This window comes from Mycolicibacter sinensis, from assembly GCF_001667945.1.
Taxonomy (GTDB): Bacteria; Actinomycetota; Actinomycetes; order Mycobacteriales; family Mycobacteriaceae; genus Mycobacterium; species Mycobacterium sinense_B.
The window spans coordinates 1-25,863 of the sequence record NZ_LZJK01000075.1; the positions used below are offsets into that span (position 1 = coordinate 1).

The window sequence follows — 25,863 nt, forward strand, 5'->3', positions numbered from 1 at the left end:
GATCACCGCCGGGGCTGACGGCACGGCAGGCGGCACAACCGGGGCCACCACCGGAGGAGGGGCGACCGCAGCCGGTGCTACCCGAGCCGCCCCGCCCACCGCCGCCGCCGCCAATCGGTCCGGTGATGATCGGAATCGGAATCGGGAACGGGATCACCGCCGGGGCTGACGGCACGGCAGGCGGCACAACCGGGGCCACCACCGGAGGAGGGGCGACCGCAGCCGGTGGTTCCGGAAGCACCGGGGCCACAGCGGGTTTGGGCAACGGTGCCTGCGGCGGGGGAGACGTCGGCGCCGGTGGCGGACACACCGGTAGCAGCCATCCCGGCGGTGAATCCGGGGCCGGTGGCGATGCCGGCTCTGGTGGTAGTGGTTCCGGTGGTACCGGTTCTGGTGGAACCGACTCGGGCGGGAGCGGTTCGGGTGGTACCGGTTCTGGTGGAACCGACTCGGGCGGGAACGGTTCGGGCAGCAACGATTCCGGCGGAAGCCATTCCGGCGGTAGCGGTACCGGTGGAGATGAGGGCAGTGCGGGCGGTTCCGGCACCAGCCCCGGCGGGTCGGGTAGCGGCAGCGACTCGGGCGGTTCCGACGACAGCGGGGCCAGTGGTCATCCCGGCGGTTCCGGTGGCACATCCGGCGGCTCGGGCAGCACGGGGTCGGGCAGTGACGCGGGCGCGTCCGAGGGCAGTGGATCTGGCAGTGGTGGCTCCGGTGGCGATTCGAGTAGCTCGGGGAGTGGCGGATCCGGCAGTAGTGGGTCGGGTACGGAGTCGGGAGGTACCGGCGGCAGTGGATCCGGCAGCAGCTCCGGAGGTTCGGACAGCAGCGGTTCCGGCGGTGGGCTGGGCGGGAGCTCCAGCGGCGGCGGCTCCAGCTCGTCGGACTCCGGTGGCGGCTCCAGCGGTGGCTCGAGCGGCGGATCCAGCAGCGGCGCCAGCGGTGACTCGGGCGGCGGATCCAGCGGCGGCTCGGGCGGTCACTGACCGAACCGACGCGCCAACGCTTTTCGGTCCAGCTTCCCGATCCCCAAGCGCGGCAGCGCATCCACGATGTGCAACTCACGGGGCGCTGCCGTGGCGTCCAGCGATTCTGCGACGTGGGCGCGCAACGCCTCCAGGGTCGGCGGCTTAGCACCCGCCACCACCACCGCGGCCGCGACCCGCTGCCCCAGCCGATCGTCGGCGACCGGAAACACCGCGCAGTCGGCGACCGCCGGATGGGTTGCCAATACGGCTTCCACCGGGCCGGGTAGCACGGTCAGCCCGCCGGTGCTGATCGCGTCGTCGGCGCGCCCCAGCACGCTCAAGCGTCCCGAAGCATCCAGGGCGCCAACGTCGTTGGTGTGAAACCACCCTGGTTCGGCGAACGGGTCGGGGTCGACGCGATTGCGGTAACCCCGGGCCAGCGTCGGCCCTCCGATCGCGATCCGCCCATCGGCACCGATCCGTACCCGAACCCCCGACAGTGGCACGCCATCGTAGACGCAGCCCCCGGCGGTCTCGCTCATGCCGTAGGTGCGCACCACTCGCACCCCCGCACCAGCCGCAGCGTCCAGGATCGGTTGCGGCGCCGGCCCGCCGCCCAGCAGCACCGCGTCCAGTTCGGCCAGCGCCGCCGTTGCGGCCGGAGCCGTCAGCGCTTTGGCGAGCTGAGTGGCCACCAGGGAGGTGTAGCGCCGCCCGGACCCGAGTTCGGCGACCGCCGCCGGCAGCCGGCAAACGTCGAAACCCGCTGCCACGTCGAGCTGCACCGGGGTGGTGCCGGCCATCAGGCTGCGCACCACCACCTGGATTCCGGCGATGTGGTGCGGCGGCAACGCCAGCAGCCAGCGGCCCGGGCCACCCAGCCGATCCTGGGTGGCGGCCGCGCTGGCCTGCAGCGCCGCGGCGGTCAGCAGCGCCCCCTTGGGCACCCCGGTGGTTCCCGACGTCGTCACCACCAGCGCGACGTCGTTCTCGACCGGCTCTCCCACCCGCAGCGCGGTCAGGACCGACGGATCAGCGTCGGGAGCAACCGGGGTCAATGCGGCGTCGTGGCCGTCCAGGACGGCCGCCACGGCGGGTAACAGCGTGGACACCGCACCGTCGGGTGGCACGACCAGCGCACGCAGGCCGGCTATGGGGTCCCTCCGCTGGTGGGGGCGTCGTCCAGCAGCCAGCCCTTGGCGGCCAACCGCTCCCGCACCCGCTCGACGTCCTCCGGGGCGGGCAGTTCGTTGGTCAGGCGCGCGATGAGCACCCCGATGTCGATGCGGTCGAATTCACCGCGACCGATCAGTTCCCCGGCGACCGCTTTGACCTCGTCGTTGGTCAGCCGCCGGGACAGCAGCGCCAGCAGCGGCACGTAGTCGGTCTGCGGGACGCCGTCGGGATATCCGGCGCGCAGCCAGGCCACGATCGAGGTGAGAAATTTGTTCATACTCAACTTCCCCGCGCCGAGGCTTATGTCGGGATCGATATTACGTCTATTCGAGGCCGAAGACGTCGTCCCAGCCGCCCCAGTCGTCCCACTGCCAGCCGATGCGGTGCTCGATGAAGTCACGCGCGATGAACAACACCCCGGCCAGCACCGCCACCGACAACAGCGTGAAGACCGCCCACCGCAGCACGTTCAGTGCCCGCGGGTGCCCGGTGGGGCCGTCCGCGGCGGCGCCCAGGCGTACCCCGATTGCGAAGAGTGCGGGCAGCGCGGTGCCGATCAGCAGACCGAAGATCAGGATCTTGGCGGTGGCCACATAGTTGAACCAGGTGCTGAGCGTGTTCATGCGCCGATCTCCTCCGCGCCGACATCACCTGACGATCCGGACACTGGGTGCGGTTGCGGCGCAACGACATCCAGACCGTCGGTCATGTGGTTACCCCAGTCGGCGGTGACGTTGGTGTGATCGACCGGGACTTTGCGGGACTGCTGCCAGATCAGCGCCGACACGCCCACCAGCAGGACCAGCCCGACGATGGTGCCCGGGTAGCCGCCGATGGTGTGGATCACCCGGTAGGTGAGCGCCCCGATGGCGCCGGCCATCGGAAGGGTGACCAGCCACGCCGTCGCCATCCGGCGGGCCACCGTCCAGCGCACCTCGCCGCCGGGTTTGCCCAGCCCCGAGCCCAGCACCGAGCCGGTCACCACCTGGGTGGTCGACAGCGAGTAGCCGAAGTGACTGGAGAGCAAAATAATGGCCGCCGATGACGATTCGGCGGCCATGCCCTGCGGGGATTCGATCTCCACGAGCCCCTTGCCCAGGGTTCGAATCACCCGCCAGCCACCGAAGTAGGTGCCGGCCGCCATCGCCAGCGCACAGCTCACGATCACCCACAACGGCGGCATCACGTCGGTCTTGCGGGCGGCGCCATAGGAGATCAGCGCCAAAAAGATGACGCCCATCGTCTTCTGGGCGTCGTTGGTGCCGTGCGCCAGCGACATCAGGGCGGCCGAGAAGACCTGGCCGCGGCGGAACTCCCGCCGGGTGCGCCGGGGGGAGACGTTGCGAATCAGCCGGTAGACCAGCCAGGTCCCGACGGTGGCGACCAGGGTGGCGGCCAGCACGGCCACCACGGTGGGGACCAGCACCTTCGACACCACGCCGTCCCAGCGCACGCCGGACCCGCCGGCCGCGGCGAGCATCGCGCCGACCACCCCGCCGATCAGCGCGTGCGACGAGCTGGACGGGATGCCGAACAGCCAGGTCAGCAGGTTCCAGACGATGCCGCCGACCAGACCACCGAACATGATCTCCAGCGTCACCAGATGGGTGACCACCAGATCTTTGGCGATGGTCGCCGCGACCTGCGTCGACAGGAACGCACCGATCAGATTCAGGGTGGCGCAAAGCGTCACGGCGGTTTTCGGCTTGAGGGCGCCGCTGGCGATCCCGGTGGCGACGGCGTTGCCGGTGTCGTGGAAGCCGTTGGTGAAGTCGAAAGCCAGGGCGGTGATCACGACCGTGATCAACAAGAACAGCTCCAAGGTCACCGGGCGAATTTTTGCAGCTGCCCGCCCGCCTTGTCGAACCGGGTTACTTCGCTTTCGCCCCGAGTAGGTACCAGCCGAAGTGATGGCCCAGGAAGTCGCGAGCGATGAACAACACCCCGATGACCACCACGGCCAGCACTACCAGGAAGATCGCCCAGCTGAGCGCGAGCAGCGCCGGCCGCTTCGCGCTCGCGGTGCCATCAGCGGTGGCGGAGACGCTGCTGCCGATCGCACTGACCCGCACCCCGACCGCGAACAGCGCCGGCAGTGCCCCGCCGACCAGCAGCCCGAATACCAGGATTTTGAGGGTTGCGGCGTAGTTGAACCACTCGCTCATGACCGGACGACTTCGCGGGCGGAGGGGTCGTCGCCGGTGACGACGGTCAGCTGCGGCACTTCCGGGTCGGCGTCGAACGCTGTCCGCAGGGCCTGCTCCACCAGCGGGCTCTGCGCCGGTGCCGGGACGTGACCGTCCAAATTGGCCAGGCCGCCGGTCAGGGTGCCGTCCCATTCGGCGTTGACGTTGTTGTGGTCGATGCGCGCCCGGCGGGAGCGCAGCCAGATGGCCAAGGTGGCGGTGATCAGCAGCGCCACGCCGACGATGATCCCGGGGTAGCCGCCGATCCCGTGCACCAGCCCGTAGGCGCCGGAGCCGACCGCGCCAGCCATCGGCAGCGTCACCAGCCAGGCCGAGACCATCCGGCCGGCGACGCCCCAGCGGACCTGTGCGCCCGGCTTGCCGACACCGCTGCCCAGCACCGACCCGGTGGCGACCTGCGTGGTCGACAGCGAATAGCCGAAGTGGCTGGACAGCAGGATGACCGCGGCGGCGGCCGATTCGGCGGCCATGCCCTGCGGGGGTTTGATCTCGACCAGGCCCTTGCCCAGGGTGCGGATGATGCGCCAGCCGCCGGTGTAGGTGCCGGCCGCCATCGCGAGCGCGCAGCTGACGATCACCCACAGCGGCGGCAGGGTCTCGGACTTGCTCACCGCGCCGTAGGACATCAGCGCGAGGAAGATCACTCCCATGGTCTTCTGCGCGTCGTTGGTACCGTGCGCCAGCGAAACCAGCGCGGCCGAGCCGATCTGGCCGCGCCGGAACATCTTCTCGGAATGCTTTTCGTCGACCCCGCGGGTCAGCCGGTAGACCAGCCAGGTGCCGACCGAGGCGATCAGCGTGGCGATCACGGTGGCCACCACCGCCGGAACCAGCACCTTGGAGACCACACCGCTCCAGATCACCCCGTGCCCGCCGACGGCGGCGATCATCGCCCCCACGATGCCGCCGATCAGGGCGTGCGAGGAGCTGGACGGGATACCGAGCAGCCAGGTCAGCAGGTTCCAGACGATGCCGCCGACCAGGCCGGCGAAGACCAGCTCCAGGCTCACCAGGTGGGCGTCCACCAGACCCTTGGCGATCGTCGCCGCCACCGCGGTCGACAGGAACGCGCCGAGCAAGTTCAGGCACGCCGACAGCGTGACTGCCGCCTTGGGCTTGAGCGCACCGCTGGCGATCGACGTTGCCATCGCGTTGCCGGTGTCATGGAAGCCGTTGGTGAAGTCGAAGGCGAGCGCCGTGACCACCACGATGATCAAAAGGAACAGATCAAGGCTCACGAGAGCATCACAGCGCCAATTCTGGCGGGCGGCGATGCTGTTGTCTAACGATCATGGGCGCGAAACGCCGCTGTACTTCGAGACGTTCCGAACTGTTCGCCTGCCGTTAACCTTCGGCGCGTTTGTCCTGGCGGGTGTCCCGGCGCAGCGGGTGCTCGGGCGGAACCTCCACGAAAATCAGGGTGGTGCCGTCCGGATCGGTGACATGCATCTCATGCAGCCCCCACGGTTCCCGCCGGGCGGCCCGGGCGATCGGAACGCCGCGGCTCTCCAGTTCGGACTGGGTGGCGGCGACGTCGCGCACCTGCAGCCACAGCGCCCCCGGAAACGGCGCTTGCGGACGCTCCGGGTTGCCGTGGCCGGCCAGCTCGATCAGCGACTGTCCGGCGTAGAACACCATGCCGGCGCCGTAGTCGCGGGCGATCGCCAGCCCCAGCTCGTCGCGGTAGAACCGCAGCGAACGCTGGTAATCGGTAGGCCGGAGCAGCACCCGGCTGGCCAGGATCTCCATCAGTTCTCGACGGGCTCGATCCGGTTCCGCTTGACCAGGGCGGTGGCCCAGCCCGCGTTGAGGTTGTCCAAGGCGCGGAACGCCAGCGCCAGCCGCGGCGCGATGCGGATCGGGCGGTAGCGAGCCGCGTCGATCATCCACTCGCCGGCCTCGTCGGCGGTGAGCGCCGGCTTGCCTTGGAACGCCTCGGTCGGCGCGATCATCGGGGTGGCCACCAGCGGGTAGTACAACGTGGTGGACTGCACGCCGTAGCGGGCCCACTCGCTGTCGATGACCCGGCTCACCGCGCTCAGCGCCGACTTGGAGGCGTTGTACACCCCGAACAGCGGCGAGGAGTCGGTGAAGACGCCCCAGGTGGCGACGTTGATGATGTGGCCGTCGCCGCGCTCGCGCATCCCCGGGGCGAACCCGCGGATCAACCGCAGCGGCGAGTAGTAGTTGAGCTGCATGGTCCGCTCCACGTCGTGCCAGCGGTCCAGGGATTCGGCCAGCGGCCGACGGATGGACCGGCCGGCGTTGTTGACCAGGATGTCCACCCCGCCGAACCGCTCGTCGACGTCCTTGACCAGGGCGTCGACGGCGTCCAGGTCCGACAGGTCGCAGGCGATGGCGTGGGCGGTGCCGCCGGCGTCGGTGATCCGCTCGACGAGCGCCTCGAGGTTCTCCTGGCGCCGGGCCACCGCGATCACCGTGGCCCCCGCTTTCCCGAAGCGTTCGGCGCCGGCCTCCCCGATGCCCGACGACGCGCCGGTCACCAGCACCCGCTTGCCGGTCAGGTCGATCGGCTTGGCACCGGGCCGGTGCATCAGTTGCGCGGCGACCGGGGGGCGCATGGTCGCGAGCGTGAGCTGATCGGTCAGGCGGCGTAACGGGCTCTTGCTCATAAATAGCCACTCTATGCGGGTCTGTGCGGGGCGAAGCGCCCGCTCAGAAGTAGCGCGGGAAGGCGCTCCAATCCGGGTCGCGCTTCTGCAGGAACGCATCACGGCCCTCGACGGCCTCATCGGTCATGTAGGCCAGCCGGGTAGCCTCGCCGGCGAACAGCTGCTGGCCCACCAGCCCGTCGTCGAGCAGGTTGAAGGCGAACTTCAACATGCGTTGCGCCTGAGGGGATTTGCCGTTGATCTCCTTGGCCCACTGCACGCCGGTGGCCTCCAGCTCGGCGTGGTCGACCACTTCGTTGACCGCACCCATCTGATGCATCTGTTCCGCGGTGTAGGGCCGGCCCAAAAAGAAGACCTCGCGGGCGAACTTCTGGCCCACCTGCCGGGCCAGATACGCCGAGCCGTAGCCGCCGTCGAAGCTGCCGACGTCGGCGTCGGTCTGCTTGAACTTGGCGTGCTCGCGGCTGGCCAGGGTCAGGTCGCACACCACGTGCAGGCTGTGCCCGCCGCCGGCCGCCCAGCCGTTGACCAGGGCGATCACCGGTTTGGGCATGAATCGGATCAGCCGCTGCACCTCCAGGATGTGCAGCCGCCCGGCCCGGGCGGCGTCCACCGTGTCGGCGGTCTCGCCGCTCGCGTACTGGTAACCGCTGCGCCCGCGGATGCGCTGGTCCCCGCCGGAGCAGAACGCCCAGCCGCCGTCTTTCGGGGAGGGCCCGTTGCCGGTCAGCAGCACCACGCCGACGTCCGGGGACATCCGGGCGTGATCGAGCGCCTGATACAGCTCGTCGACGGTGTGCGGGCGAAATGCGTTGCGCACCTCGGGGCGGTTGAACGCGACCCGCACCGTGGCGTCGGTGACGTGGCGGTGGTACGTGATGTCGGTCAGGTCGGCGAAGCCGTCCACCGGCCGCCAGATGCTCTCATCGAACGGGTTGCTGCTCACGCCTGCGACCGTACCGGGGCGTCGCCGTTAGGTCGCTGGAGCTTCCCGGAACGTGTCGTGCAGGCTCGCCGCGTAGTCCGGTCCCTGTCCCGGTGCGGTGATCGCATCCAAGCGGGCGATGGCGTCGTCGCTCAAGACGATGTCGGCCACGGCCATGTTCTCCTCCAGGTGCGGGATGGATCCGGTACCGGGAATCAGCAAAGTGTTCGCCGAGGTGGTCAGCAGCCAGGCCAGCCCGATCTGGGCCGGTGTGGCGCCGAGCTCGCCGGCGATCTCACGGACGACGGCATTGTCGGTGACTTTCGGGAGGCCGGGGAACGCCGAGCCCAGCGGGAAGTAGGGCACCCAGGCGATGCCTTCGTCGGCGCAGAAGTCGAGCGTCTCCTCCTGGGTGCGGTCGAGCAGGCTGTAGGCGTTCTGCACGCAGACGATCCCGGCCGGCAGGGCCCGCTGCACCACGTCCAGGCCCACGCTGCTGATGCCGATCGCGGCGATCTTGCCCTCGTCGCGCAGCGCGATCATCTCGGCCAGCTGATCGTCCAGGCCGACGTTCTGGTCGCCCTCCGGGATGGGGGCGGGGCCGAGATCGTAGCGCCGCAGGTTGACCACCGGCACGGTGTCCAAACCCAGTTGGCGCAGGTCGTTTTCGACGGCGGCGCGCAGCTCGGCCGGCTTCTGCGCGGCGGTCAGCGGAACGGGGCCGACGCCGGTGTAGGCGGCGCCGACCTTGCTAACGATGACGAGGTCGTCGCGATAGGGCGCCAAGGCTTTTCGGATCCGGTGATTGACCTCGCCGCCGGCGTAGAAAGAGGCGGTGTCGATGTGGTTGACGCCGAGTTCCAGGGCGCGCCGCAGCACCGCCACGGCGTCGTCGGTGGAGATCCTCTCGTCGAGCTGCATGGCGCCGTAGCCGATGCGGGCCACGTGCTGCGTGCCGATGCGGCCGGGTTGGGGCTGGTCTGTCATGGTGGCTCCTATTGGCGGGAAGTGAGACACTGGACGATATGCGGAGGGTCCTCCGCTTCGGCAGCGTAGCAGAAACGGAGGTTCCTCCGCTTTGGTTGGGAAATGTCGTGCCGATGCGCGCCGCAACCGGGAGCGGCTGTTGGCGGCCGCCGCCGCGGCGTTCGGCGGCTCGGACGGGAGCCCGGTGCCGCTGGAAGCGATCGCCCGCGAGGCCGGGGTGGGGATCGGCACCCTCTACCGCCACTTTCCCAACCGCGAGGCGCTCGTCGAGGCCGTCTACCGCGCCGAGTTGGGCGACGTCGCAGCGGTGGCCGAACAGTTGCTCACCCGCCACCCGCCGAAGGTTGCGCTGCGACGCTGGATGGATCGCTACGCCGGCTTCGTGGCGGCCAAGCGCGGCATGGCGGAATCGTTGCGCGCCATGGTCGAATCCGGTGCCGTGACGACCAACGAGACCCGCGAAAGCATCACCGGCGCAGTCGATCTCCTGTTGCGCGCCGGCGCCGCCGACGGCAGCCTGCGCGCCGACGTGCAGGCCGACGATGTGGTCTCCAGTCTGGTGGGCATCTTCTTGACCAGCGCTTCACCCGAGCAGACCGGCCGCCTGCTGGACTTGCTGGTCGCCGGAGTTGCCGCCACCGCTTGAGTCAGGTGGCTACGGTGGGGACGATGACCATCGACGTCTGGATGCAGCACCCGACCCGTCGCTTCCTGGCCGACGACATGCTGGCGTCCCTGCGTCGCTGGACCGGCGGGTCCATGCCCGAGGATGAGATCCCGATCGAGGCCACCGTGTCGGCGATGGACTCGGCCGGCGTGGATTTCGGGTTGCTCAGCGCGTGGCGTGGCCCCAACGGCATGGACCTGGTGTCCAACGACGAGGTCGCCGGCTGGGTGCGGGCGCACCCGAACCGGTTGGCGGGCCTGGCCACCGTCGACCTGGATCACCCGATGGAGGCCGTCCGCGAACTGCGGCGCCGGGTGCGCGACGACGGGTTTGTCGGCCTGCGGGTGGTGCCCTGGCTGTGGAACGCGCCGCCCACCGACCGGCGCTATTACCCGCTGTTCGCCGAATGCGTCGAGCTCGGTGTGCCGTTCTGCACCCAGGTCGGCCACACCGGCCCGCTGCGGCCCTCGGAGACCGGTCGCCCGATTCCCTACATCGACCAAGTGGCACTGGACTTTCCGGAACTGGTCATCGCGTGCGGGCACGTCGGCTATCCCTGGACCGAGGAGATGGTCGCCGTGGCGCGTAAGCATGAGAACGTCTACATCGACACCTCGGCCTACACCACTAAGCGGCTGCCGGACGAGCTGATCAGGTTCATGAAAACCCGGACCGGGCAACGAAAAGTGTTGTTCGGCACCAACTATCCGATGATCATGCCCGATCATGCGCTCGACGGGCTGGACGATGTCGGCCTCGATGACGAGGCGCGGGCGGATTATTTGCACGGCAATGCCGAGCGGGTGTTCAAGTTGGAGATCGGACACTCGGGCGAATAGCCGCCTTCAACTGGTCAGTCGCATATACGGGTGACTGGCGGAACGGCCATTAACCTTGCTAGCTTTCTGCTCACAGCTCCAACGGAAGTGTGAGCATGGCTTCGGTACCGAGTGATCCCACGAAGCTATCGGTTGATCCGGCGCAGTTGCACGCCCACGCCTCGCGGGTGGCCGACGCGACCGAGGTGTCACGCACATTCGCGGCCAGACACGCCGGCTAGTTGGGCGAATGTGCCGCGGCCTGGGCCGGGTCCTCCGCGGAAGCCCTGGTTGAGTTGAGCGCGCACTGGGAGGCCGCCGACGCGAGGTTGCACGGGCGGGTGCACGCCTTCTCCGAGGCGATGCGTGACGGCGGCCGCCACTACACGGCGATGGAGGAAGAGCACGCCGGCAGGTTCACCGTGCTCGTTCCCCGAGGTACCGGCGCCTCGTAGCGGATGACGATCACCACCGACGGCATTGAGAAGTGGAACCTCGAAACTCTGGACACCGTATTCGAGATCGCCACGGAGCGCTCCGCGCGCAAAGCCGACTTCGGTGCGGCGTTAGGTGACGCCGGCAGCGGACTCAAGGACTGGGAAGGCCACGGCGGCGACGCATTTCGACAGGAGCTGGGCAAGCACCGCGCTGACATTGCCGATCACCAGGGTGAGGCAACCTCGATCGCCAACGCTTTCTACACTGCCCGGGCAGAGGTCGCGGCGTGCAAGACGGAGTGGTCCTCTATCAAATCGGCTGCGGCGAGCAACGATTGGGCGATCAGTCCGGATGGGCGGTTGAGCGGGAAAGTCACGTCCCAGAACCGCCATGACTTCGATGCGCTGCAACGTCGGCTGACCAAGCTGATGGCCGACGCCAGCAGGACCGATCAGGATCTGGCCACCGCCATCCGGGCAGTGGTCGGCGACACCAAGGTCACCGTGGACGGTCGCGCGATATTCGGCCCGCCGATGCCCGACAACGGCACGACGACCGCTCAGCAGGTGCCGCCGACCGGCGCGTCGCGTACCCCGGGCGACGCCGCTGGTGATGCAGCGGCCGGAAGTCTGCCGTGGCTGTTGAATCAGGCGCGGCAGGGTGGTGGCTCCGTCCCCCCGGTGCCGCTGAACCCCAAGGACGTCGAGAGCTTCAAAGTAGCGGCTAGGCAGGTACTGGCCAACGACGGTGTTCCGCCGGATCAGATCGAGGCGCGGATCAACGCGGCCGTGGTCGCCGCCCAACAACCGCTGCCGCGCTATATCCCGCCGGCGCCGCAGCGGGGGCCGGCGCCCGGGTTCGGCGACGGCTTCGGTGACCGGTGGAGAGCCGCCGAACAAGGTGTGAAGAATCTGCTAGGCCAGGGCGGACCGGGCGCCCCCGGTGTGCTGGAATCCTGGGGCGGAATGGCCAAGGGCGTCGGCAGTGCGATGATCAACCCCGTCGGCGCCGGCGTCGCGGAAGTCAAAGAGGCGCTGAGGCGCCCAGTCTCCCGTACTACCTCGGAGAGAAGACCTTCGATGCCGGCTCCGCTGCGGCCACCCTTCCGTTCGCTGGGGAAGGTGCCATGGTCCGGGCGGGGCTTCCGGCCGAGGTCCTTACTCCGGGCGGCGAGCCCGCCGCAGTTCTGCGGGACTGGCACCCCACCGGCGGAATGCCGTCGGCGGAGTTTGAAGCCCGGTTTGGCACCCCAGAACACCGGATCTGGCCGGGCAACGACGGGTTTCCGCCGGGGTACGTACCGCAGCCTGCGCAGCTGCCGGAAGGTTCGATTATCGACCGATTTGGTCCCAACCGTGGCCGCTATCTCGCGCCAGACGGCACGCCATTTTCGGATCGTTCATTGGCTCCCGAATCCGTAGGAGGGAACTACAATAGATACATCGTTACCGGGAAGCCTCTGCCCTCTGGGTGGCAAATTGTAGAAGGGCCGGTTGAGCCGTTCTACGGGCAGACGCCATCACCCGGATCGATTCAATACATGATCGTGGGTCCGATGGCGTAAAAGCGACCGTTAAGGAACTAGTCGATAGGGGGATACTGAATGAATACGGACCGCCCCTCGGACGATAAATCTCGAGAGCTTCAAAGTGAAATAGATCGACTGTCGGAGGAGTTGGGAGTTCGCTCGATTCCCGTCGGGATGCGGACTAATGACGGGCTGAACATATTTGTTGCCGATGATGGCTCCTACCACTTTGCTTGCTACGAACGCGGGAAACTTGGCTTTGACCAAGCAGGTGATCTTGATGACCTTCTTTACTGGTATTGTGAGGACATTGTCACAAGTCAGGCTTCCAAAGCGGTGGGTGACCGCGCGGAACGCTTTGTTTACGAGTACGAGGTGCTAAGCGATTTCAGCGTCGCTTGGTCCAAAAGACGAGTCCGCGAGCTCGCTGAGATGTTCAGAAATGGGCAGCCGGAGGATATTGCGCTACTTCCCGCCATGGGCGAACCATTATGACGACTCGCCGGAAGAGCATGCGTACGTCAAACCTCGGGCATGATCTCAACCGGACGTTCGCTCAAAGGGTCGATTACAATTCCCGTGTCTTTCAGCAGCTCGATTGAGCGGATCGTCTTCATTACGCTCGGGATGTCACCCTCTATCATCAGATAACCGGCGCGATTCTTTAGCGCATAGAATTCTTTTATCGATTCGACGCTACGGAAGACGGGGAAAAATCGCATGCCGTCGCGTTCGAGCAAAAAGAGCTTTTGTTCGCCGTCATTTGTCTCTCCGAAGGGGGTGGAGTAGTAGACACTGGCCTCAGTGGGAGGCGTTCCGGTCTGCTGCTTTTTCCTTTTGAACAGGCCCATGGGCTCCCCTCATCGCGGCAGCGTTGACTCTGACGACCTGCTGATCATAATTACCCGACCACGCGCGCCCACCTGGCGCAACTCACCGCCGCACCGGCACCATAGACCCATGCCGCCGCCCCTGGACGACATCCTCGACCGCCTGCACGTGGTGGCGTTGCCGATGCGCGTTAAGTTCCGCGGTATCACCGTTCGCGAACTGACACTGATCGATGGCCCGGCCGGCTGGGGAGAGTTCGGCGCATTCCCCGAATACGAACCCCCCGAGGCGGCGCACTGGCTGGCCGCCGCTCTGGAAAGCGCCTACCAAAATCCGCCACCAGCCCGTCGTAACCGTATCCCGATCAACGCGACCGTCCCCGCCGTCGACGCCGCCGAAGTCCCCGAGGTGCTGGCACGATTCCCCGGCGCAACAACCGCCAAGGTCAAGGTCGCCGAGCCCGGCCAGACCCTTGCCGATGACGTCGGGCGCGTCGAGGCCGTCCGCGCCGTGATCCCCACCGTCCGCGCGGACGCCAACGGAGGCTGGAGCGTCGAGCAGGCGGTGCAAGCGGCAAAGGCGTTGGGGCCGTTGGAGTATCTGGAACAACCCTGTGCCACCGTCGCCGAACTCGCCGAGCTGCGCCGCCGCATCGAGACCCCGGTCGCCGCCGACGAGAGCATCCGCAAGGCCGGCGACCCGCTGGCTGTCGCCAGAGCCGGCGCCGCCGACATCGCCGTGCTGAAAGTCGCACCACTGGGCGGTATTTCACAACTCCTAACCATCGCCGGCCAGATCGGCATCCCGGTGGTGATCTCCAGCGCTATCGACTCCGCGGTCGGTATCAGCGTCGGCCTGCACGCCGCGGCAGCGCTACCCGCCCTGCAACACGCCTGCGGGCTCGGCACCGGATCACTGTTCGTCGAGGACGTCGCGGAAACGCCGCCACAAATCGACGGCTACCTGCCGGTGCAGTCGATCACCCCGGACCTAGAAAGGTTGCACGCCTTGGCCGCCTCGCCGCAGCGGCGGCAGTGGTGGATCGACCGGATCAAGGCCTGCCATCGGCTGCTGGCCGCCTGAGTTCGCGACGCGCCGCAAGTTGTCGCGCAGAGCCGGGCACAACACCACATGGTCGAACCCGCGACACGCCCGTCACCGGCCGCCCACAACTCACACGCTGGGCAGGCGCGCGTCGATCCCGTTCGCGATCGTGACCGCCTCGTCGCTGACGTAGAGCTTGCACGCCAACACGTCGATGGCGACATTGTTGGCCACCCGCAGCGCCCGCTGACATGACCAGCCCGCGCTGTCGTCCTGGTGCTGGGTCATCCACACCGTGGAGTCGACGCCGGCGACCGTGTCGAACGTCCACGGCGTATCGCCGTAGCCGTCCTTGGTGGTGGTGAAAGACCGCTCGCCGCACGGCGCCCACCGCCGGGCGGTCGCGTCGAAGAAGCCCTGCGCATCGGCCCGGTTGACGAACACCGTCGCCGCCTGGATGACGAAGTGGTCCAGGTCGGGTTCGGAGAGGGTCTGGACGATCGTGGCGGTCCAATTGGTGCCGGTGTAGACCGACTGCTCGACGGGCATCCAGGCGGCCATGCAGTCGTGGTCGGGGAATTGCCCGCCCGAGTCGAACATCCGCGACCTCGAGTCTTTGACCCGCATACCGGAGGACCCCATGATGTCGCTGACGGTGGAGGCGTCCAACAGCAGATCCGGCAGCATCGACGCCGCCACCGGCCGGGGCCCGTCGTGGTCGGCCGGCACCGCCCGACCGCCGGTCACCCGCGAACAGCCCGGCAGCATGGCGCAGGCCAGCACCAGCGTGCAAGCCACCCCCGCGGTCCGTCTCCGCATCACCGTCCCCAGCTGCGCAGTTGCGATCCTGACACCATAAGGCGTCGGCGGGTCGCGTACCTTCACACCCGTGACCAACCTCGCTTACGACGACCGTAATCAGGATGGCGATCCGGTTCTGTTCATCGCCGGGCGTGGCGGTGCGGGCCGCGGCTGGCATCTGCATCAGGTCCGCGACTTCCAGCTCGCCCGCTACCGCCCGATCACCTTCGACAACCGTGGTATCGGCGCCACTGAGAACGCCTCGGGGTTCACCACCGCGACCATGGTGGCCGACACCGCGCAGCTGATCGAATCGCTGGGCCTGGCCCCAGTGCGCATTGTCGCAGTGTCGATGGGGGCCTTCATCGCCCAGGAACTGATGCTGGCGCGGCCCGAACTGGTGAAATCTGCCGTGCTGATGGCCACCCGCGGCCGCCACGACCGCGCCCGGGAGTTCTTCTACCAGGCCGAGGTCAGACTCGCCGAGGCCGGGGTGTCGTTGCCCGCCGAGTACGAGGCGAAAGTGCGGATGCTGGAAAGCTTTTCGCCGAAGACGCTCAGCGACGACGCCGCGATCAAAGACTGGATCGCGATGTTCACCATGTGGCCGGTCAAGAACACCCCGGGGCTGCGCTGTCAGCTCGACGTGGCGCCGCTGACCAACCGGCTGCCCGTCTACGCCAACATCACCCAGCCGGTGCTGGTGATCGGGTTCGGCGACGACGTCGTCACTCCGGCGCACCTGAGCCGCGAGGTCGCCGACGCCATTCCGGGCGCGCGCTACCTGGAGATTCCCGACGCCGGCCACCTGGGGTTCATCGAGAAACCCGACCAGGTCAACAAGGCGGCGCTGGAGTTCCTCGCCGAGGTCGACGGCAGGCCGTTGCGCTGGGCACCTCCGCCGTCGGCACACGACTAACCTGGTACCAATGACCAACCCCTCGACGGCACAGGCCCGCATCGTCGTCGACGAGCTGATCCGCGGCGGCGTCCGCGACGTAGTGCTGTGCCCGGGTTCGCGCAATGCGCCGCTGGCGTTCGCGCTGCACGATGCCGACCGCGCCGGTCGGCTGCGCCTGCACGTGCGCATCGACGAGCGCACCGCCGGCTACCTGGCGATCGGGTTGGCCGTGGGTGCCGGCGCGCCGGTGTGCGTGGCGATGACCTCGGGCACCGCGGTGGCCAACCTGGGGCCCGCGGTGGTCGAGGCCAACTACGCGCGGGTCCCGCTGATCGTGCTGTCCGCCAACCGGCCGTACGAGCTGCTGGGTACCGGCGCCAACCAGACCATGGAGCAGCTCGGCTACTTCGGCACCCAGGTGCGCGCGACGATCAGCCTGGGCCTCGCCGAGGACGCTCCCGAGCGGATGGACGCCCTCAACGCCACCTGGCGTTCGGCGGTATGCCGAGTATTAGTGGCCGCCAACGGATCTCGTACCGCCAATGCCGGTCCGGTGCAGTTCGACATTCCGCTGCGTGAGCCGCTGGTTCCCGACCCGGATGACTCCGGTTCGTTGCCGCCGGGCCGCCCGGACGGCCGGCCCTGGACCTACACCCCGCCGGTCAGCTTCGATCAGCCGTTGGAGATCGATCTGACGCCGAACACCGTGGTGATCGCCGGGCACGGTGCCGGCGTGCACCCGAACCTGGCAGCGCTGCCCACGGTCGCCGAACCCACGGCCCCGGTGCCGGAGAACCCGTTGCACCCGCTGGCGTTGCCGCTGCTGCGCCCGCAGCAGGTCATCATGGCCGGCCGGCCGACCCTGCACCGGCCGGTGTCGGCGCTGCTGGCTGACCCGACGGTGCCGGTCTACGCGCTGACCACCGGGCCGCGCTGGCCCGACGTGTCGGGCAACTCGCAGGCCACCGGCACCCGGGCGGTCACCTCCGGGGCGCCGGATACGGCCTGGCTGCGCCGCTGCGCCGAGCTGAACGCCCAGGCCAACGCCACCGTGCGTGAGCAGTTGGTGGCGCACCCGCTGACCACGGGCCTGCACGTGGCCGCGGCCGTCGCCGACGCACTGCGGCCCGGCGATCAGCTCGTGCTGGGTGCCTCCAACCCGGTGCGGGACGCCGCACTGGTGGGGCTGGGCAACGTCGAGGCGGCCCGAGCCATCACCGTGCGGTCCAACCGCGGGGTCGCCGGTATCGACGGCACGGTGTCCACCGCGATCGGTGCGGCGCTGGCGCACGAGCGTGAGCATGCCGATGGCCGCACCATCGCGTTGATCGGGGATCTGACGTTCGTGCACGACAGCTCTGGGCTGCTGATCGGGCCCACCGAACCGACACCACGGCGGCTGACCATCGTGGTGTCCAACGACAACGGCGGCGGCATCTTCGAGCTGCTGGAACAAGGCGACCCGCGGTTCGCCGACGTGTCGTCGCGCATCTTCGGGACCCCGCACGACGTCGACGTCGGCGCCCTGTGCCGCGCCTATCACATCGAGTCGCAACAGATCGAGGTCGACGCACTGCCCGCCGCGCTGGCCGAACCCGCCGGGGGCATGCGGGTAATCGAGGTCAAAGCCGACCGGTCTTCGCTGCGCGCGCTGCACGCCGCGATCAAGGCCGCGCTGTGAGACTACCGCGTTTCACGTCGTTGAAGCCGGTGCTGCACAGCCTGATTCACGGCGCCGGAGCCATCGCCCCCAACACCACGGCCGGGCGTGTGCTGCGCTGGTCCCGCATGGGAGTGCTGATCATGGTGGCCGTGGTGACGCTGCAGTCGGTGCTGTTGGTGGCCGGGGCCTGGCGCAACGACATCGCCATCGAACGCGACATGGGGGTGGCCGAGGCCGAAGTCCTCAACGCGGGCTTTCGGCGCTCGACCATCGAGTTCGTCACCCCGGAGCGGATCACCTACCGCCCCGAGCTCGGGGTGCTCTATCCGTCCGAATTGGCAACCGGGATGCGCATTTACGTCGAATACGACAAGGCCGACCCGGACCTGGTGCGGGTCCAGCACCGCACCGCCGTACTGGCGATCATCCCGGCCGGCTCGATCGTGGTGATCGCCTTGCTGGTCGGCACCGCGGCGCTGGCCGGGCTGGCCTTCGTCGAGCGACGCCGGGCCCGCGACTAGCGCTCTTGCACCAGCCGGTCCAGCCAGCCGGCGTCGTCGGTGTCGACGACAGTTCTCGTGGCGACATCGAAAACCGTTGGGGTGCCGGGGCTGTCCGGGTTCGCCGCCAGCAGCTGAACCCGGTTGAAGGCGTTCATCGAAGTCGGGTCGACGGCCTGCTGACCCGCGGCGATCCGGTCCACCACGTGGGCGGGCAGACCGCTCTCGCGGGCGGTGACCGCGATGTCCTCGAGGCTCGGTGCCCCGCCCTTGCGGTACAGCTCGTTCACGAACGCCTGATAGGTCGCCGCCGCGGTGGCCGGGTCGGCGGCCGCCATCAACGCGTTGCCGACCCGGGCGGAGGTGTCGTTGCCGCGCCGGGCGTCCAGAAACGTCATCCACCGGTAGGTCACCGCGACGTCCCCGGCGGCCAGGTGCCGGCCCAGGTCGTCACCGGAGGCCGCCTCGAACTTCGCGCACTCCGAGCACTGCGGGTCGCAGAAGATCTCCAGCTGCACAGCGGCGTCCGGCGAGCCCGCCAACACCCCGAAGTGGTCGGGAGCCAGCACGGTGCCCGGCGCTACGTCGGCGGCTGCCGGAGCCGCCAACCCGACGCCGAACATCACCAGTACTGCCAATGTGCCTAGCCAAGACCGCATTCCAAGCACCCTATCGGAGGCGGGTAGCGTCGACACCGTGAGCCGCGCGAGCCTGGACAAAGACCCCCACGCGGTGGCATCGATGTTCGACGGTGTCGCGCGCCGCTATGACCTCACCAACACCGTGATGTCGCTGGGCCGCGATCGTGCGTGGCGGCGGGCCACCCGCAAAGCGCTCGGGCTGCAGCCGGGGGAGAAGGTGCTGGATCTGGCCGCCGGCACCGCGGTGTCCACCGTCGAACTCGCGAAATCCGGCGCGTGGTGCGTGGCCGCGGACTTCTCGGTCGGCATGCTGGCCGCCGGCCGCAAACGCTATGTGCCCAAGGTGGCCGGGGATGCCACCAAGCTGCCCTTCGGCGACGGGGTATTCGACGCGGTCACGATCAGCTTCGGGCTGCGCAACGTCGTCGACCACGCGGCGGGCCTGCGGGAGATGGCCCGGGTGACCAAACCCGGCGGCCGGCTGGTGGTCTGCGAGTTCTCCACTCCCAACGTTCCGGTGTTCGCCACCGTCTACAAGGAGTACCTGATGCGGGCGCTGCCGGCGGTGGCGCGCGCCGTGTCGTCGAACCCGGAGGCCTACGTCTACCTGGCCGAGTCGATCCGCGCCTGGCCCGACCAGGCGGCGCTGGCCGAGCAGATCGCCGCGTCGGGCTGGTCGCAGGTGAGCTGGCGCAACCTCACCGGCGGCATCGTCGCACTACACACCGGCCACAAGCCGCTGGACTGACAGCGCGAACACCACGCAGTTCAGGGCCAGAAAGCCTGTGGCGAGCCCGAATTGAGCCGAGATGTCGTGAGCGAGCACGTGGGTGTACATCGCGCAGACGAAGAACAGGACCAGCCCGGCCGACGCGGCGACCCCGATGACCGGGAACCATAGCCCAGCGAGCAGCCCGAGCGCCCCGACGGTTTTACACGTGCCGATCGGAAACCTCAGCCACGCCTCCGGCACGCCGGCGGCCTGCATGCCGGGAATGATCGGTGCAAACCGCAGCAGGGCGGCCACCCCGGAAAACCCGTTGAGTGCTATCGCCGCCACGGTGGCGGTCAGATAGACCGGGGACACGGCCGACTCAGCCGGGTAGCGCGTCGAACCGGAAGACCGAGATGCGCCCGGCGAGCGCCTCGACCTCGTCGGGCGTGCCGTTGGCGACCAAGCCGGCCTGTTTGAGGAAGCGGACGCCGACCGGCACCTGCGCCGGAAACGCCCGCAGCACCGGGCGGGCCGCCTCTGGTGACAGCTCCACGATGCGCACCGGCCGCGTCTTACGGCCGTGGCGCAGCGTGCCCGAGCCGGCCGCGCGCGCGTTGAGCGCCCAGTCGGCGTTCGGGAACCCCGCCACGGTGTAGAGCTGCCCGTCGACGGTGAACGGTGTCATCGGGGTGCTGCGCGGCTGCCCGGACTTGCGGCCGGGCACCGTCAGCACCATCGGCGGCCCGGTCGGAACGCCCAGCTTCTGCAGACCGATCATCACCTTGTTGACCGGCTTGAGCCAGCGCGGTGGCTTCAGGTTGGCCATGGCCGTCAGCCCAGGTGCGCCGAGAGCAGCCATCCCGCGGCCGACTTGCGGCCGTTCGGCTCGTCGCGCAGCGGCACGCCGCCGAAGCCGGGGAAGTCGTCGGGGAACACCGCGTACAGCCGGGCCGGCTTGATCTCGTCGATCACCCAGTACTTCGACACCACGTCCCGCAGCTCGTCGGCGGTCACCGCGAACGGCGGGCCCTCCGGGATCGCGGCCTTGTCGAAGACCAGCACGAAGTACGACGCCCCCGGCGCGGCGGCCCGCACGATCGACTGCTGGTAGCCCTCGCGCGCCTCCACCGGGATGGAGTGGAACAGCGTGCTGTCGACGATGGTGCCGAACCGGCCGTCATAGCCGGTGAAGTTGCTGATGTCGGCGACCTCGAAGGTGGCGTTGGTCAGGCCGCGCTTGGCCGCTTCGCTGCGGGCCAGGTCGATGGCGGTCGGCGACAGGTCCAGGCCGACGGTGGTGTGGCCCCGCTCGGCCATGTGCAGCGAGATGGCGGCCTCGCCGCAGCCGACGTCGAGGATGTCGCCATGGAACTTGCCCTGCTCGATCAGGGCCGCCAGCTCGGGCTGGGGCTCGCCGATGCTCCACGGTGGTTTGGCGCCCAGACCCATTTGCTCGGATTCACCGCGGTAGGCGGCGTCGAACTGAAAATCCAATGATTCACTCATGCATCCGGTATATCAACCGAGCTGATATATGTCAATCGTCCTGATACCACCGGTGGAGCACAGGTCTAAGCCCCCTGACACGCGCTGTCAGGGGGCTTATGTGTCTTCAGTGTCAGGCGTGTCAGCCGAACGGCCGGCGGCGGTCGACCAGCCGGGACAGCCGGCCCCCGCCGCGCCAGGCCCGCGCCACCACGTCGGCGTCGTCGTCGGTGACCAGGTTGGCCATCACCCGCACCGCCACTCGCATCAACGTGCTCGAGCGCATCGCCAGCGGGCCGGTGGCCGGCAGGAACTTCGGGAACGTCAACAACAGCGCCAGCCGCCGGGCCACCGAGAACCCGCGGCCGTAGCGGGCGGCCAGCAGCTCCGGCCAGGCGTGGGTGAGGTCGCCGCCGTCCAACAGCTCGGCGGCCAGCCGCCCGGTCTCCAGCCCGTAGTCGATGCCCTCGCCGTTGAGCGGGTTGACGCAGGCCGCGGCGTCGCCGATCAGCATCCAGTTGGGCCCGGCCACCCCCGAAACCGCCCCGCCCATCGGCAACAGCGCACTGGCTGGCGCGCGCACCGGGCCCTCGAAGCCCCATTCGTCGCGGCGCAGGTCGGCGTAGTAGGACATCAGCGGGCGCAGCGCCACATCGGCGGGCCGCTTGGCGGTGGCCAGTGCGCCGACGCCGATGTTCACCTCGCCGTTGCCCAGCGGGAAGATCCAGCCGTAGCCCGGCAACACCGTGCCATCGGGGGAGCGCAGTTCCAGATGCGACGTCAGCCACGGCTCGTCGCTGCGCGGGGAGGCCAGATATCCGCGGGCGGCCACCCCGTACACCGTCTCCTGATGCCATTGACGGCCCAGCACCCGGCCCAGCGTGGAGCGGGCGCCGTCGGCGACGATCAGCTGCCGGCAGGTCACCTCGGTGCCGTCGGCCAGCACCACCGTACGCACCCGCCCGGCCGAGTCATGGTGGACGCCGACGGCCTTGACCCCCAACAACATCCGAGCGCCGGACTCCTCGGCGACCTTACGGATCCGCTCGTCGAGTTCGGTGCGCGGTGCGGCACTGCCGGTCGACGGGAAAGACGGCCCGGGCCAGTTCACCTCGACCTCGCCGCCGAACCCGGACATCCGCAGTCCCCGGTGCCGGATGTGGCTGTCCAGCCACTCGCCGAGCCCCAACAACTCGAGCTGCTCGACGGCGCGCGGGGTCAGCCCATCGCCGCAGGGTTTGTCGCGTGGGAAGCTGGCCGTGTCGACCACGAGCACGTCGCGGCCCGCCCGGGCGGCCCAGGCGGCCGCTGCCGATCCGGCCGGTCCGGCGCCGACTACCACCACCTCGGCCACCATCTCAGCGCTGGACTTCACACTGACCAGTATGTTGGAGCCGTGAGGACACCGGCGAGTGTGGTGGCGGGGCTGGATTTCGGGGGCTTGGGCGACCCGGCGTTCGCGGGCAACGTCCGCGACGGGGTGGCGCGCATCGAAGAGCTGATGGACACCGAGTTGCGCGGCGGCGACGCGCTGATGACCGAAGCCGTCACCCACCTGTTCGACGCCGGGGGCAAGCGTTTCCGTCCGCTGTTCACCGTGCTCTCGGCCCAGCTCGGACCGGAGCCGGACGCCTGGCAGGTGACCGTGGCCGGCGCGGTGATCGAGCTGGTGCACCTGGCCACGCTGTATCACGACGACGTGATGGACGAGGCGCAGATCCGCCGCGGGGCGCCCAGCGCCAACGCGCGGTGGGGCAACAACATCGCGATCCTGGCCGGTGACTACCTGTTCGCGACGGCGTCGCGGCTGGTGTCACGGCTGGGCCCGGAGGCGGTGCGGATCATCGCCGAGACCTTCGCCCAGCTGGTGACCGGCCAGATGCGCGAGACCCGCGGCGCCGCCGAGGGGGCGGACGCGATCGAGCACTACCTCAAGGTGGTCTACGAGAAGACGGCCTGTCTGATCTCGGCATCGGGCCGGTTCGGGGCGACGTTCTCCGGCGCCGACGACGATCAGATCGAGCGGCTGGCCCGTCTCGGCGGCATCGTGGGCACCGCGTTCCAGATCTCCGACGACATCATCGACATCGATTCCGACCCCGACGAGTCCGGCAAGCTGCCCGGCACCGATCTGCGCGAAGGGGTGCACACCCTACCGGTGCTCTACGCGCTGCAGGACAACGGCCCGGACGCCGAGCGGCTGCGTACGCTGCTGGCCGGCCCGGTCACCGAGGACGCGGTGCTGGCCGAGGCGTTGGCGCTGCTGCGCGCATCGGCGGGCATGGCGAGGGCCAAGGAGACGGTGGCCGACTACGCCGCGCAGGCGCGCGCCGAGCTGGCCGCGCTGCCCGATTGCGTCGGCCGTGCGGCGCTGGCCGGCCTGGTCGACTACACCGTCAACCGCCACGGCTGAGCACAGTGCGGAACCCGCGTTGTGCCCGCGGCGTTTAATGAGCAAGACCGAGGTTCTTCAAGGTCCTTTAAGGAGGAGTCGATGACCTGGCACCCGCATCAGAACACGGCGAAGACGTTCTTGCTGCTGCTCCTCATGTCGGGGCTGATCGTCCTGGTCGGTCGGGCCTTCGGACCCGGGATGATGTGGGTGGCGGTGTTGTTCGCCGTGGCGATGAACGCCTACACCTACTTCAACAGCGACAAGCTGGCGCTGCGGGCGATGCGCGCCCAGCCGGTCACCGAGGTCCAGGCGCCGGAGATCTACCGGATCGTGCGCGAGCTGGCCACCGCGGCGCATCAGCCGATGCCCCGGTTGTACGTCAGCGACACCAACGCCCCCAACGCATTTGCCACCGGCCGCAACCCGCGCCACGCCGCGGTGTGTTGCACCAGCGGAATCCTGCGGCTGCTCAACGAGCGCGAGCTGCGCGCGGTTTTGGGCCACGAGCTGTCCCACGTCTACAACCGCGACATCCTGATCTCCTGCGTGGCCGGTGCCCTGGCGTCGGTGATCACCGGGCTGGCCAACATGGCGATGTTCATGGGCAACCGCCGCGACGGCAACCCGTTGGCGATGCTGCTGGTCGCGTTGGTGGGGCCGCTGGCGGCCTCGGTGGTGCGGCTGGCCGTGTCGCGGTCGCGGGAGTATCAGGCCGACCAGTCCGGCGCTGTGCTCACCGGTGACCCGCTGGCGCTGGCGTCGGCGCTGCGCAAGATCTCCGACGGGGTGCAGGCAGCGCCGCTGCCGCCCGAGCCGGAATTGGCGAGCCAGTCGCACCTGATGATCGCCAACCCGTTCCGGGCGGGCGAGAAGGTCGGGCAGCTGTTCTCCACCCACCCGCCGATGGCCGACCGGATCCGCCGGCTGGAGGAGATGGCCCGGGGGTAGTTCTCCCCAGCCGCTGCCTTCGGGCCGTCCCTGCCGTCCCCGGCGTCCCACCGGTCACTTCCGCACCTTCGCCTGGGGATAGACGTCTTGTCGAATCGGATAGCGCATGCGCTACTGCCGGCCATGAACCACTACACGTACCGGGCCGAATGGTCGCGCGAGCACGACGAGTACGTCGGCCGCTGCATCGAAATGCCCTGGCTGACGCACTGGGCGCCGACCATGCGGGAAGCCGTCGCCGGTGTCGAGGCGGCCGTCGACGAGGTGTTGGCCGAGCGGGAGGGGGAAGGCGTGCCCGAGCCGATCACCGAACGGAAGTTCAGTGGCACGTTCCTGGTCCGGACCTCACCGTCGCTGCACGCCCGGCTTGCCGTCGAGGCCGCCGATCAGAACGTGTCGATGAACCACTGGATCGTCCAGAAGCTCGCTGACCGCCCGCCGAGCGGCCTGCTGGACTGGTGATATCGCCCGCGCTATCCGATTCGAACTCATCACACCCCTTCTCCGGAGGTGCGCAAGTGACTCCTGTGACGGGGACGGCAGTGGCTCACGGCCAGAACCTCAGAACCCGGTGCCCTCCACCTCGTGCCCGGGCGCCTCGGCGATCAGCCCGCGGTAGGCCTGCTCGACGGTCGAGCCGTGGTTGATCACGCCGTCGACCTCGCGGGCGATCGGCATATTCAGCCCGTACTGCGCAGCAAACTTCATAATCACGCTGGCGGCCCGCACCCCCTCGGCGACCTGGTTCATCGACGCGATGATCTCGTCGATCGGCTTGCCGGTGCCCAGCTGTTCGCCGACATACCGGTTGCGGCTGCGCTGGCTGGTGCAGGTGACGATCAGATCGCCCATGCCGGCCAAGCCGGCGAAGGTGTCGCGGGCCCCGCCCATCGCTTCGCCGAGCTTGGACATTTCCCGCACCGACCGTGCCATCACCATGGCCCGGGTGTTCTCGCCGATCCCCAGCGAGTAGCCCATCCCCACCGCGATCGCATAGACGTTCTTCAGCGCCCCGGCCATCTCGACGCCGGTCACGTCGTCGCTGGTGTAGACCCGGAACCGCTTGGTGCGGAAGAGCAATGCCAGCTGGGCCGCCAGATGCTGATCGGGCATCGCCAGCACCGCCGCGGCCGCGTAGCCCTCGGCGATCTCGCGGGCGATGTTCGGCCCGGCCAGAATGCCCGCCGGATGCCCGGGCAGCACCTCGTCGACGATCTGCGACATCCGCATGTTGGTGCCCTGCTCCAAGCCCTTGACCAACGAGACCACCGGCACCCACGGTCGCAGCTCGCCCGCGAGCTCGGTCAGCACGCCGCGGAACCCGTGCGACGGTACCGCCATGACGACGACGTCGGCGCTGTGGGCGGCCTCGGCGAAATCGGTGGTGGCGCGCAAGGTCTCGGACAGCACGACCTCATTGCCGAGATAGCGGCTGTTGCGGTGGTTGTCGTTGATGTCGGCAGCGGTGGATTCCGAGCGCACCCACTGCAGCGTCGGCGCGCGCCGCGAGCAGATGGACGCCACCGTGGTCCCGAACGATCCGCCGCCGAGCACGACGACCCTGGGTGTGCGAGTAGCAGCTGGCATGCAGC

The 25,863-nt window shown here is 68.8% G+C and carries 32 protein-coding genes; 14 read left to right on the top strand and 18 right to left on the bottom strand.

What is annotated here, in order from left to right; genetic code table 11:
- Window positions 1-979: 979 nt before the first annotated feature.
- From menE to A5694_RS09995, 10 genes are all read right to left on the bottom strand, one after another.
- Window positions 980-2,059: an o-succinylbenzoate--CoA ligase gene (gene menE, locus A5694_RS09950; RefSeq protein WP_207515973.1), complete on the bottom strand. Its 1,080-nt coding sequence runs from the start codon at window positions 2,057-2,059 to the stop codon at window positions 980-982.
- Between the two features lie 59 nt (window positions 2,060-2,118).
- Entirely contained in the window at window positions 2,119-2,421 is a 303-nt protein-coding gene (locus tag A5694_RS09955) for a DUF3349 domain-containing protein (RefSeq protein ID WP_064921675.1), read from the bottom strand.
- A gap of 46 nt (window positions 2,422-2,467) precedes the next feature.
- Window positions 2,468-2,767: a hypothetical protein gene (locus A5694_RS09960; protein ID WP_064921676.1), complete on the bottom strand. Its 300-nt coding sequence runs from the start codon at window positions 2,765-2,767 to the stop codon at window positions 2,468-2,470.
- Window positions 2,764-3,972: an inorganic phosphate transporter gene (locus tag A5694_RS09965; RefSeq protein WP_064921677.1), complete on the bottom strand. Its 1,209-nt coding sequence runs from the start codon at window positions 3,970-3,972 to the stop codon at window positions 2,764-2,766. Before A5694_RS09965 ends, A5694_RS09960 begins: the two co-directional genes overlap by 4 nt.
- A 43-nt stretch (window positions 3,973-4,015) precedes the next feature.
- Complete coding sequence (locus A5694_RS09970; protein ID WP_064921678.1) at window positions 4,016-4,309, bottom strand: hypothetical protein; 294 nt, start codon at window positions 4,307-4,309, stop codon at window positions 4,016-4,018.
- Window positions 4,306-5,589, bottom strand: coding sequence for an inorganic phosphate transporter (locus tag A5694_RS09975; RefSeq protein WP_064921679.1), 1,284 nt, complete (start codon window positions 5,587-5,589; stop codon window positions 4,306-4,308). Before A5694_RS09975 ends, A5694_RS09970 begins: the two co-directional genes overlap by 4 nt.
- Before the next feature lie 106 nt (window positions 5,590-5,695).
- The gene (locus A5694_RS09980) at window positions 5,696-6,100 is read right to left on the bottom strand and encodes a VOC family protein (protein WP_064921680.1); all 405 of its coding nucleotides are present in this window, start codon (window positions 6,098-6,100) and stop codon (window positions 5,696-5,698) included.
- Window positions 6,100-6,984 carry an SDR family oxidoreductase gene (locus A5694_RS09985; protein ID WP_064921681.1) on the bottom strand — a complete coding sequence of 295 codons (885 nt, stop codon included), beginning with the start codon at window positions 6,982-6,984 and terminating at the stop codon, window positions 6,100-6,102. The genes A5694_RS09980 and A5694_RS09985 overlap by 1 nt, the downstream gene beginning before the upstream one ends.
- A 43-nt stretch (window positions 6,985-7,027) precedes the next feature.
- Entirely contained in the window at window positions 7,028-7,930 is a 903-nt protein-coding gene (locus A5694_RS09990; RefSeq protein ID WP_064921682.1) for a 1,4-dihydroxy-2-naphthoyl-CoA synthase, read from the bottom strand.
- Window positions 7,931-7,957: 27 nt separating this feature from the next.
- Window positions 7,958-8,896 carry an aldo/keto reductase gene (locus A5694_RS09995; protein WP_064921683.1) on the bottom strand — a complete coding sequence of 313 codons (939 nt, stop codon included), beginning with the start codon at window positions 8,894-8,896 and terminating at the stop codon, window positions 7,958-7,960.
- A 91-nt stretch (window positions 8,897-8,987) separates the two neighbouring features.
- On the opposite strand from A5694_RS09995, the gene A5694_RS10000 reads away from it, so the two are divergent.
- The 6 genes from A5694_RS10000 (at window position 8,988) to A5694_RS22535 (ending at window position 12,842) form a co-directional block, all read left to right on the top strand.
- Window positions 8,988-9,542: a TetR/AcrR family transcriptional regulator gene (locus A5694_RS10000; RefSeq protein WP_064921684.1), complete on the top strand. Its 555-nt coding sequence runs from the start codon at window positions 8,988-8,990 to the stop codon at window positions 9,540-9,542.
- A 23-nt stretch (window positions 9,543-9,565) separates the two neighbouring features.
- A complete protein-coding gene (locus A5694_RS10005) occupies window positions 9,566-10,402 on the top strand; it encodes an amidohydrolase family protein (RefSeq protein ID WP_064921685.1) in 837 nt (278 codons plus the stop codon).
- A 221-nt stretch (window positions 10,403-10,623) separates the two neighbouring features.
- Window positions 10,624-10,836, top strand: coding sequence for a hypothetical protein (locus A5694_RS10010; RefSeq protein ID WP_064921686.1), 213 nt, complete (start codon window positions 10,624-10,626; stop codon window positions 10,834-10,836).
- Between the two features lie 3 nt (window positions 10,837-10,839).
- Window positions 10,840-12,240, top strand: a complete 1,401-nt coding sequence (locus tag A5694_RS24590) for a hypothetical protein (protein ID WP_064921687.1) — start codon at window positions 10,840-10,842, stop codon at window positions 12,238-12,240.
- Window positions 12,153-12,383 (top strand): TNT domain-containing protein, encoded by a 231-nt coding sequence (locus tag A5694_RS25250; protein ID WP_419179739.1) that lies wholly within the window; start codon window positions 12,153-12,155, stop codon window positions 12,381-12,383. The genes A5694_RS24590 and A5694_RS25250 overlap by 88 nt, the downstream gene beginning before the upstream one ends.
- Window positions 12,384-12,422: 39 nt before the next feature.
- Window positions 12,423-12,842 (top strand): immunity 63 family protein, encoded by a 420-nt coding sequence (locus A5694_RS22535; RefSeq protein WP_234786549.1) that lies wholly within the window; start codon window positions 12,423-12,425, stop codon window positions 12,840-12,842.
- A 26-nt stretch (window positions 12,843-12,868) separates the two neighbouring features.
- Here A5694_RS22535 and A5694_RS10020 read toward each other — a convergent pair whose 3' ends face one another.
- Entirely contained in the window at window positions 12,869-13,198 is a 330-nt protein-coding gene (locus A5694_RS10020; protein ID WP_064921688.1) for an SseB family protein, read from the bottom strand.
- Between the two features lie 109 nt (window positions 13,199-13,307).
- Here A5694_RS10020 and A5694_RS10025 point away from each other — a divergent pair, with 109 nt between their 5' ends.
- Window positions 13,308-14,261: an o-succinylbenzoate synthase gene (locus A5694_RS10025; protein ID WP_064921689.1), complete on the top strand. Its 954-nt coding sequence runs from the start codon at window positions 13,308-13,310 to the stop codon at window positions 14,259-14,261.
- A gap of 90 nt (window positions 14,262-14,351) precedes the next feature.
- Here the strand turns inward: A5694_RS10025 and A5694_RS10030 are convergent, their stop codons facing one another.
- Complete coding sequence (locus tag A5694_RS10030) at window positions 14,352-15,041, bottom strand: sensor domain-containing protein (RefSeq protein ID WP_234786548.1); 690 nt, start codon at window positions 15,039-15,041, stop codon at window positions 14,352-14,354.
- A gap of 70 nt (window positions 15,042-15,111) precedes the next feature.
- Here A5694_RS10030 and A5694_RS10035 point away from each other — a divergent pair, with 70 nt between their 5' ends.
- From A5694_RS10035 to A5694_RS10045, 3 genes are read left to right on the top strand one after another with little or no spacing between them, the layout of a single operon-like run.
- Window positions 15,112-15,942 carry an alpha/beta fold hydrolase gene (locus tag A5694_RS10035; protein ID WP_064921690.1) on the top strand — a complete coding sequence of 277 codons (831 nt, stop codon included), beginning with the start codon at window positions 15,112-15,114 and terminating at the stop codon, window positions 15,940-15,942.
- A gap of 10 nt (window positions 15,943-15,952) precedes the next feature.
- Window positions 15,953-17,605, top strand: a complete 1,653-nt coding sequence (gene menD, locus A5694_RS10040) for a 2-succinyl-5-enolpyruvyl-6-hydroxy-3-cyclohexene-1-carboxylic-acid synthase (protein WP_064921691.1) — start codon at window positions 15,953-15,955, stop codon at window positions 17,603-17,605.
- Complete coding sequence (locus A5694_RS10045; protein WP_065019436.1) at window positions 17,602-18,108, top strand: DUF3592 domain-containing protein; 507 nt, start codon at window positions 17,602-17,604, stop codon at window positions 18,106-18,108. The genes menD and A5694_RS10045 overlap by 4 nt, the downstream gene beginning before the upstream one ends.
- On the opposite strand, the gene A5694_RS10050 is transcribed toward A5694_RS10045, so the two are convergent.
- Window positions 18,105-18,746, bottom strand: a complete 642-nt coding sequence (locus tag A5694_RS10050; protein ID WP_064921693.1) for a DsbA family protein — start codon at window positions 18,744-18,746, stop codon at window positions 18,105-18,107. The genes A5694_RS10045 and A5694_RS10050 overlap by 4 nt on opposite strands.
- A 37-nt stretch (window positions 18,747-18,783) precedes the next feature.
- Between A5694_RS10050 and A5694_RS10055 the strand changes: the two genes are divergently transcribed.
- The gene (locus A5694_RS10055; RefSeq protein ID WP_064921694.1) at window positions 18,784-19,476 is read left to right on the top strand and encodes a demethylmenaquinone methyltransferase; all 693 of its coding nucleotides are present in this window, start codon (window positions 18,784-18,786) and stop codon (window positions 19,474-19,476) included.
- Here A5694_RS10055 and A5694_RS10060 read toward each other — a convergent pair.
- From A5694_RS10060 to menJ, 4 genes are all read right to left on the bottom strand, one after another.
- Entirely contained in the window at window positions 19,447-19,815 is a 369-nt protein-coding gene (locus A5694_RS10060; protein WP_064921695.1) for a DoxX family protein, read from the bottom strand. The two genes, A5694_RS10055 and A5694_RS10060, sit on opposite strands and share 30 nt — an antisense overlap.
- Window positions 19,816-19,822: 7 nt before the next feature.
- Entirely contained in the window at window positions 19,823-20,269 is a 447-nt protein-coding gene (locus A5694_RS10065) for a nitroreductase family deazaflavin-dependent oxidoreductase (protein WP_064921696.1), read from the bottom strand.
- A 5-nt stretch (window positions 20,270-20,274) separates the two neighbouring features.
- Window positions 20,275-20,949 (bottom strand): class I SAM-dependent methyltransferase, encoded by a 675-nt coding sequence (locus tag A5694_RS10070; RefSeq protein WP_064921697.1) that lies wholly within the window; start codon window positions 20,947-20,949, stop codon window positions 20,275-20,277.
- A 121-nt stretch (window positions 20,950-21,070) separates the two neighbouring features.
- Complete coding sequence (menJ, locus tag A5694_RS10075) at window positions 21,071-22,285, bottom strand: menaquinone reductase (RefSeq protein ID WP_109535656.1); 1,215 nt, start codon at window positions 22,283-22,285, stop codon at window positions 21,071-21,073.
- Between the two features lie 39 nt (window positions 22,286-22,324).
- Here menJ and grcC1 point away from each other — a divergent pair, with 39 nt between their 5' ends.
- The 3 genes from grcC1 (at window position 22,325) to A5694_RS10090 (ending at window position 24,733) form a co-directional block, all read left to right on the top strand.
- Window positions 22,325-23,341: a nonaprenyl/(2E,6E)-farnesyl/geranylgeranyl diphosphat synthase gene (gene grcC1 / locus A5694_RS10080; RefSeq protein ID WP_165604375.1), complete on the top strand. Its 1,017-nt coding sequence runs from the start codon at window positions 22,325-22,327 to the stop codon at window positions 23,339-23,341.
- Window positions 23,342-23,422: 81 nt separating this feature from the next.
- Window positions 23,423-24,271: a zinc metalloprotease HtpX gene (gene htpX, locus A5694_RS10085; protein WP_064921698.1), complete on the top strand. Its 849-nt coding sequence runs from the start codon at window positions 23,423-23,425 to the stop codon at window positions 24,269-24,271.
- Between the two features lie 123 nt (window positions 24,272-24,394).
- On the top strand, window positions 24,395-24,733 hold the full coding sequence (locus A5694_RS10090; RefSeq protein ID WP_064921699.1) for a type II toxin-antitoxin system HicB family antitoxin: 339 nt from the start codon (window positions 24,395-24,397) through the stop codon (window positions 24,731-24,733).
- Window positions 24,734-24,832: 99 nt separating this feature from the next.
- Here A5694_RS10090 and A5694_RS10095 read toward each other — a convergent pair whose 3' ends face one another.
- Window positions 24,833-25,858 carry an NAD(P)H-dependent glycerol-3-phosphate dehydrogenase gene (locus A5694_RS10095; RefSeq protein ID WP_064921700.1) on the bottom strand — a complete coding sequence of 342 codons (1,026 nt, stop codon included), beginning with the start codon at window positions 25,856-25,858 and terminating at the stop codon, window positions 24,833-24,835.
- Window positions 25,859-25,863 lie beyond the last annotated feature (5 nt).

Bases quoted from the DNA above. Each gene is read 5' to 3' on its own strand.
- A5694_RS09955 (WP_064921675.1), bottom strand. From the start codon at position 2,421: ATGAACAAATTTCTCACCTCGATCGTGGCCTGGCTGCGCGCCGGATAT.
- A5694_RS09960 (WP_064921676.1), bottom strand. From the start codon at position 2,767: ATGAACACGCTCAGCACCTGGTTCAACTATGTGGCCACCGCCAAGATC.
- A5694_RS09970 (WP_064921678.1), bottom strand. From the start codon at position 4,309: ATGAGCGAGTGGTTCAACTACGCCGCAACCCTCAAAATCCTGGTATTC.
- A5694_RS09980 (WP_064921680.1), bottom strand. From the start codon at position 6,100: ATGGAGATCCTGGCCAGCCGGGTGCTGCTCCGGCCTACCGATTACCAG.
- A5694_RS09985 (WP_064921681.1), bottom strand. From the start codon at position 6,984: ATGAGCAAGAGCCCGTTACGCCGCCTGACCGATCAGCTCACGCTCGCG.
- A5694_RS09995 (WP_064921683.1), bottom strand. From the start codon at position 8,896: ATGACAGACCAGCCCCAACCCGGCCGCATCGGCACGCAGCACGTGGCC.
- A5694_RS10005 (WP_064921685.1), top strand. From the start codon at position 9,566: ATGACCATCGACGTCTGGATGCAGCACCCGACCCGTCGCTTCCTGGCC.
- A5694_RS24590 (WP_064921687.1), top strand. From the start codon at position 10,840: ATGACGATCACCACCGACGGCATTGAGAAGTGGAACCTCGAAACTCTG.
- A5694_RS22535 (WP_234786549.1), top strand. From the start codon at position 12,423: ATGAATACGGACCGCCCCTCGGACGATAAATCTCGAGAGCTTCAAAGT.
- A5694_RS10020 (WP_064921688.1), bottom strand. From the start codon at position 13,198: ATGGGCCTGTTCAAAAGGAAAAAGCAGCAGACCGGAACGCCTCCCACT.
- A5694_RS10025 (WP_064921689.1), top strand. From the start codon at position 13,308: ATGCCGCCGCCCCTGGACGACATCCTCGACCGCCTGCACGTGGTGGCG.
- A5694_RS10030 (WP_234786548.1), bottom strand. From the start codon at position 15,041: ATGCGGAGACGGACCGCGGGGGTGGCTTGCACGCTGGTGCTGGCCTGC.
- menD (WP_064921691.1), top strand. From the start codon at position 15,953: ATGACCAACCCCTCGACGGCACAGGCCCGCATCGTCGTCGACGAGCTG.
- A5694_RS10050 (WP_064921693.1), bottom strand. From the start codon at position 18,746: ATGCGGTCTTGGCTAGGCACATTGGCAGTACTGGTGATGTTCGGCGTC.
- A5694_RS10065 (WP_064921696.1), bottom strand. From the start codon at position 20,269: ATGGCCAACCTGAAGCCACCGCGCTGGCTCAAGCCGGTCAACAAGGTG.
- A5694_RS10070 (WP_064921697.1), bottom strand. From the start codon at position 20,949: ATGAGTGAATCATTGGATTTTCAGTTCGACGCCGCCTACCGCGGTGAA.
- menJ (WP_109535656.1), bottom strand. From the start codon at position 22,285: ATGGTGGCCGAGGTGGTGGTAGTCGGCGCCGGACCGGCCGGATCGGCA.
- htpX (WP_064921698.1), top strand. From the start codon at position 23,423: ATGACCTGGCACCCGCATCAGAACACGGCGAAGACGTTCTTGCTGCTG.
- A5694_RS10090 (WP_064921699.1), top strand. From the start codon at position 24,395: ATGAACCACTACACGTACCGGGCCGAATGGTCGCGCGAGCACGACGAG.
- A5694_RS10095 (WP_064921700.1), bottom strand. From the start codon at position 25,858: ATGCCAGCTGCTACTCGCACACCCAGGGTCGTCGTGCTCGGCGGCGGA.